At 41.6% G+C, this 6000-nt stretch carries 8 protein-coding genes; 2 read left to right on the top strand and 6 right to left on the bottom strand.

Annotation, left to right across the window (positions count from 1 at the left end):
- Positions 1-334: hypothetical protein (locus ACFQ0N_RS31375; protein WP_379333940.1), on the top strand; the 334-nt coding region annotated here is incomplete at its 5' end.
- A gap of 122 nt (positions 335-456) precedes the next feature.
- On the opposite strand, the gene ACFQ0N_RS31370 is transcribed toward ACFQ0N_RS31375, so the two are convergent.
- Positions 457-1569 carry a P-loop NTPase family protein gene (locus ACFQ0N_RS31370; RefSeq protein WP_379333938.1) on the bottom strand — a complete coding sequence of 371 codons (1113 nt, stop codon included), beginning with the start codon at positions 1567-1569 and terminating at the stop codon, positions 457-459.
- A 393-nt stretch (positions 1570-1962) separates the two neighbouring features.
- Complete coding sequence (locus ACFQ0N_RS31365) at positions 1963-2811, bottom strand: stalk domain-containing protein (RefSeq protein ID WP_379333954.1); 849 nt, start codon at positions 2809-2811, stop codon at positions 1963-1965.
- Between the two features lie 402 nt (positions 2812-3213).
- On the opposite strand from ACFQ0N_RS31365, the gene ACFQ0N_RS31360 reads away from it, so the two are divergent.
- Positions 3214-3897 (top strand): DUF1963 domain-containing protein, encoded by a 684-nt coding sequence (locus tag ACFQ0N_RS31360; protein WP_379333936.1) that lies wholly within the window; start codon positions 3214-3216, stop codon positions 3895-3897.
- A 183-nt stretch (positions 3898-4080) separates the two neighbouring features.
- On the opposite strand, the gene ACFQ0N_RS31355 is transcribed toward ACFQ0N_RS31360, so the two are convergent.
- From ACFQ0N_RS31355 to ACFQ0N_RS31340, 4 genes are all read right to left on the bottom strand, one after another.
- The gene (locus tag ACFQ0N_RS31355; protein WP_379333934.1) at positions 4081-4647 is read right to left on the bottom strand and encodes a hypothetical protein; all 567 of its coding nucleotides are present in this window, start codon (positions 4645-4647) and stop codon (positions 4081-4083) included.
- 86 nt (positions 4648-4733) lie between these two features.
- A complete protein-coding gene (locus tag ACFQ0N_RS31350) occupies positions 4734-5006 on the bottom strand; it encodes an SMI1/KNR4 family protein (protein WP_379333932.1) in 273 nt (90 codons plus the stop codon).
- A complete protein-coding gene (locus ACFQ0N_RS31345) occupies positions 4988-5311 on the bottom strand; it encodes an SMI1/KNR4 family protein (RefSeq protein WP_379333930.1) in 324 nt (107 codons plus the stop codon). The genes ACFQ0N_RS31350 and ACFQ0N_RS31345 overlap by 19 nt, the downstream gene beginning before the upstream one ends.
- Before the next feature lie 47 nt (positions 5312-5358).
- A complete protein-coding gene (locus tag ACFQ0N_RS31340; protein WP_379333928.1) occupies positions 5359-5931 on the bottom strand; it encodes a hypothetical protein in 573 nt (190 codons plus the stop codon).
- Positions 5932-6000 lie beyond the last annotated feature (69 nt).

The raw sequence follows: 6000 nt of genomic DNA, 5'->3' as shown, positions 1-6000 counted from the left end.
GCATACGAATCATTCTAACAGGAGGCGCTATGGACTGGCTCACCTCGTCCGGAAAGGTGGCTCAAAAAAGCCGGAGACGTGGCTCTCACTCGCCGGAACGATGGCTCAATTCACTGCGGAATATTCACTTATTCCTAAAAGTAATGAAAACATTGAAATTATCAAGCTAATTATTGTGAAAATTGTTCCTCTTAAATCGTTCGTAAAATTAGACTGTAATATTTCAGAAAAGTTACTGTTTGAAAATGAGACAATCGTCAAGATTAAAAACACTACTGAGATGACAATAAATACATTCGATAACTTCCTAACCCTTTCAAAAAAAAGCATTTAGTGTCCTCCTCTAAAAAGCTTAACTGATCATTATAAAACGAACGAGCGCCGCGGCAACAACCAGCCAACGTCTTGCCCATTGCCGAAACACGGCTTATCTCTTTTCCCACAATGATTTCAATGTTAATTTGTTACGTCCACTACTTTTCTATAAACAGTCCCTCTTGTCGTCCACTTCTCACAGAGTTGCTCCCCCGTAAGAATAAGATTTTCATCTATAATTTGAATTCGTACGGGAATATCACTTAAGCAAAATTCCGTTTTCGATTTAGGCGATATTCGTTTTTTCCCACCACTTGGCGTAATAAAATAATCCCCCGAGATTTCGACATGCTGATCGAGAGTAAGACTATGGTACCTCCCACTTGGATAAAATCGATGATTATGACCGGATTCAATATACGGTATATCCAAAAACTGGAGTAATGAATGTTGGTACTTGGACCAGTTCCCTTCCGTGATTTCTAAAGCGAGTTTTGGAAATGGTGTAATTTCAAAGAGCATGTTTGCATATTTTCCGTAATCAAGCAAAAACATTTTATACCCCTCGCTACCAGAGGGACGGTCTTTATAGTAGGGTCGATTTCGATCTCTTTCCCAGATACTCTCCATAAAATGCATTCCTCGGTCTCGAACTAGAAAGTCGATTGTGTCGTTCGTGTTTTCTCGATATAAATAAACCAGCGTTGGGTTAAGCGGAGTAATAATATCGAAAAGTTCCCGGATAAAACTGCGGAGGTCCTCATACGATTTCCCTGCTAACAGAAAACTGTAGATTTGAAATTGAAAGATACTGCTATCCAAGATTACAATTTCATCCGAAGCCATCTGTTTTTTTACGAAGGACGTCCACTTTTCAGCAGCGATCTCCACATACCGATCAATTGGATAATTCCAAACATCATACTGCTTCAGGTCAAGGAAGGCATCTTCGCCAAAAAACTCAAATTGATTCCACTCAATTTCCAATAAATCGATTCCATAAGAATTGCGATGTTTTGTGGTCTGTTTTTCCAAAATTGAAGCAGTGTGTGGGTAGCGTGAAATATAGTCACGATACTCAATTTCGTCCAAGGACGCCTCAAAGAAAAAAAGTGTGGGATGAGGTCGGGCTACTTCATGAACCCATTTCGCTCGTTGACCGTTTTTCTCCATTTGTTCTAAAAGAAATCCTGAATTTGTTGATTTTCCTGTAGACGGAAGACCTTCCATTAGGATTAGTTTAGTTTGTTTCATAAAGTTAACCTCTCTTGATTAATTGGGTGTATTGTAGGAACAACCCAAGTGATGTGCATACGGCTTTCCTCACTCTAAGAAGGACAGTTTCACCCCATACCCATGTAAACCTCATCTGATCACCCCTAATTGAGGAAAATCAATTGAAACCTAAACCATTCTCGCTCGTTCCTCAAAACATTATTTATCGCCGTCACTTATGGTACGGTTCAGCTTAACGGGCTATTGGCGAAAAAATCCGCCGCGGCACATAAACGCCAACCTTTTACCCGATCCAAGGGCTATCATCAACCCTTCATGACAAGCACAGAAGGCCACCGAAGCAATCGGCGGCCTGATACTCGGTGATTCAACTATCGTTTCCCGTTCGCGCAACTAGAATAACCTTTACACTTAAGCCACGTTATTGCTGATAACCTTCAGAAATCCGTTCTTTTGGGCCGTTTCAATAGACTTAAAAATGGAATCTCTTGCGGTCTCGCTAAACAAATACCATTGGTCCTCAGAAGCGTCATAAATCAGAACGTCTGCGTACCCTGACAACATCTCCTCTGGAAATGAACGAACCAAGCTATAGATATCAAATTGTTTTACGCTTTTTCCCTTTTCGTCCAAAAAATCAAACTGTCCATTTTTATAATAAGACCCAGGTGTATCAATATTAGGGTTCCAAGCGTAGCTGGCAGGAGCCCCCACCTTAGTCCCTTTGTTTTTTAAAATAATATTATAAATGGTTTCAATGTACGCATTCCCATTAATTTGCTGTACTACTCCGCCCATGATCATATGGAATTCATTTTTCAATGCTTTTATTTTTACACCATCAATGATCAATGGCTTCGTATCTATCGTTACGGTGTAGTTGCTGTAATCGACTTTACAACCAAACGTCTCTGCAATAAAGCGAAGCGGCACGATGACACGATTATTTTTTACATATGGCTTTACATCAAGCGTTATCTTTTCGCCGTTCTTCTTCGCTGTTGTGCTGTTCAGATTTAAAATTACTTCCATATCGCCTTTAGTGAGCGTAACTTCGGAATTAGACCAGCTAACATTAGCCCCCAAATTTTCACTAATAACACGCAAAGGTACCATTGTACGATTGTTCCTGAATTCGGGCTGCACATTAGACTCAACAGCAACATGATCAACCTTTATTTGAGTCTCAGCTGCATAAGCAGCCGGTGATGCGCTAAACAAGAGAATTGCAAGAAAACTACCAAAGAGTACTTTCTTCATCATACGCCTCTCCCTTTATTGGTTATTTCTGGCACAATATTTATACACCAGCACTCTTTGAAAGTTTCGCATACAATTCGTCTTTGCTACGGCTACACTATCCTGCCCGTTTAATGAAACAAACAAGCGCCGCGGCAAGTAACAGCCAACTTTTTGCGATCGCCCTCGAGGTACATCGTCAGTTCAATGAGGCCAACCGCAGACTGTTCCGACTCATCTACGAACGGTCAAGACATGAGCAAGAATCAGGCTTTGGTCACGAAGTAAAGCCAGATGAATGTTCAACACATCCTGCTTTCCAATTCTTCATCGATAATGAACTTGTTACGATTCAATTGAAGAACATTAATAGCGTGGATCCATTATAATAATATTATGCCAGAACGAAGGGATACGATAATAATGAAGAAACACAAGATCGATAGTTTTTCCCGCGTTAGTGAACCGATCCGAACTCCCATAACGAAATTCGGAGGACAGCCAGTGTGGCTAACAGAACCGCAATGGCCGCTTAGTAGCGGGTGGGACAAGCGCCCGATGATGTTTATTGGTCAGATAGAGCTGAACCCGCAACTATTCCCCACCCCAAATGTTCCTGTTCCCCGGATGGCCTATCTCTTTGTTACACATGCGCAAAATATGGAGGAAGGCTTCTTTGATCCTGATATTATCGACCCTGATGGTGGTGAAAATGCGATCATAATCCAACCCGGAGGCGAGCTTCTGATAGATACAGCCCCATTGGTTAACGGACCAACGCTGTGGGATGACAATGGTGAATCTTATGAAGGCATCCCTCAGTTGCATGAAGCCCAAGACCCTGCCTTTATCGATTCCGAAGCCTACCTCCTTCTCACTAAGGATGAGCAGAAAGCATATAACGATGAAGTTGACGGCGATAAAATTGGCGGCGCGCCCTATTTTTTCCAAGGTGATGGTTGGCCGGATGACAGCAACTGGTGGTTGCTGCTGCAATTGCATGCTAATTTCAAGCCTTTCTGCTTGCTGGTGGGAGCCTCGCCGACGATTTTTGCTTTTGTTAATGAGGATCTAACGGCCGGAAAGCTAGTCATTCAGGATTGTTAGGTAGGGGCACGAGCTTGCGCTTGCTGGGAATGACCACTTTACCGTTTAAGCAATGATCAGGCCTTCATAAAATGCATAAAAGACTGTCGAATATGAAAAACTCCCCTCACAGCAGAAGGCTTTATTATTTTAACCTCACTACTATGAAGAGGAGCATATGCTCATGGATGTTCCCCCTGCCCTTTACAAATGATATGGCGGGGCTTTTCCTGCTACAATGTTATCGGGATGAACGTCTGTTGGCTCATAGTCGTTCATGCGGAGAAGGATATACTCGATTTCTTCTAATGGCATTTGCAATTGTTGGCTGACTTCATTAAGTCCCATGTTTTGCGTAAGAAGTTCCCGCGCCTTATTTATCTTTCCATCCAGCCAGTTGTTTTCCAACATCCAGTTTTTTACTTTTGCTAAAAATTGATTTTGTGTATCCTTATCTGCATGCTTTTTATATTTAGCAACAGACTCCGACAGATAATGATAGAGATAAATACCTAATGCCTCACGTTGTTCATTTTTGGACATCCGTTGATACTGCTCATAGATGATGCTGATGTCTAAATCTAAAGCATGATCCCTGCTATCAAAGCGTCTAAATGTTTTTCGACCATAACTTTCAGGTAAAACACGCAATGCAAAATTAATATCATACGGAAACTTCCACGTCTTTGCCAATTCTTCTAACGGCAACAGTTCATCTATCAATTGGCCTACACACGTTCCATATGTATCTAGTAAAAACGTTAGTTTCATTCCTGCCTCCTTAGATAGTATCTGGCGGGACCAGCGTGATTCCTACCTCACGATCAAATTGAATACTTTTATGAAGGGGCATATTTTCAAACAAAGTAGAAATCCTCAAACGCAATAACACCGTCAGTAAATGAAAATTGCTTGGCTTGGAACCTTTTTAAAATTTCATTTGAAAACTCTTCAAATGAGTTTGCAATCACTTCTTGATAACTCATACCGGGGTCATATTTAAAGATTTGTCCTGAGATTGCCGTTTCTCCCTCTACATCCAAAATCAGACGTGAGGATGCTTCAAAATCAGTAAACGGAATCCATTTTTTACTCCAAATCAGAGCTTGATTCAGTCTTCGTTGACCCAATCCACCTGTTCTTCATCCTCAAACAATTCATTCATCATGGACCATGTTTCGATGATATCTGGAATAGACAAAAAGGAGTTGAAGCCGATAAAAGGCACTTGCTCTTGTTGTCCATTCCACGTAGACAGATAATTGCGAAAACTGCTCGGTAGTTGTACGTTTAATGTGCTTTCCAAGAGATTTATTTCTTCCTTTGTAGCAGGAGGGTTAACCGTAGCAAAAATCGGTTGTGATATCGTTTGAATGTGTTTTAAAATGTTATCCCAGACGTCCCTAGCCATTCCTGGTTCACCACCACTCTTCATAATCTCCATCTAAAGCAAGGAGCCGTGCCTATACCACTCATTTATTTTCAAAATTCATATTTCCCAAATCGTTTTCTGAGAGTTTCTTCGTGCGGTATCCACTCCGAATCACTCCATAAAGACATGTTTACGAGTTCCGACAGCTTATCTACGGCTTGTTCCGGACTCGTGATGCTAATGAAGTCGTCAAAATCCTCATTACGGATATCCAACGCTTCCCGCAGGTAGTCATCATTAAGACGCTCTTCTTGGAGTTGTTCATATTCATCCCTCGTCCACTGTTCACAAAAGATTCTCTCGGCCTGGATGTCTCCATTCTCGAAAAACGACAACTCGAATATTTCCTCATTCATATATCCGGCGGTCATCACTGGCTCCTCGATAAGCCGGGACAACGTTTTGCCGATCTTCTTCACCGTACCCCATACAAAATAATCGTGGAGCACGCTGATCCAGTTCTCGTTGCTTTTGCTTACGTACATGACAACTTTGCTCTCTTGAGCCTCATTATCTGGCTTGCCTAATACTTTGGCATGCCCTTCGCTTAGCTCTCTTAATGCTTCGACAGTCTTCTCAAGGTTTTTCGACTTGATATGCAAATTTGCGAATGATCTTCCCATGAGATGGCCTCCTCTAATCGCTTTCTTATGTATGTTTTCCATTATAGTGATCGTTTGTCCTGAGTCTAC

The organism is Paenibacillus sp. GCM10027626, from assembly GCF_042676285.1.
Classification (GTDB): Bacteria; Bacillota; Bacilli; order Paenibacillales; family Paenibacillaceae; genus Paenibacillus_Z.
Note: the sequence above shows the minus strand (reverse complement) of the source record. Positions and strands in the feature narration are given on the sequence as shown.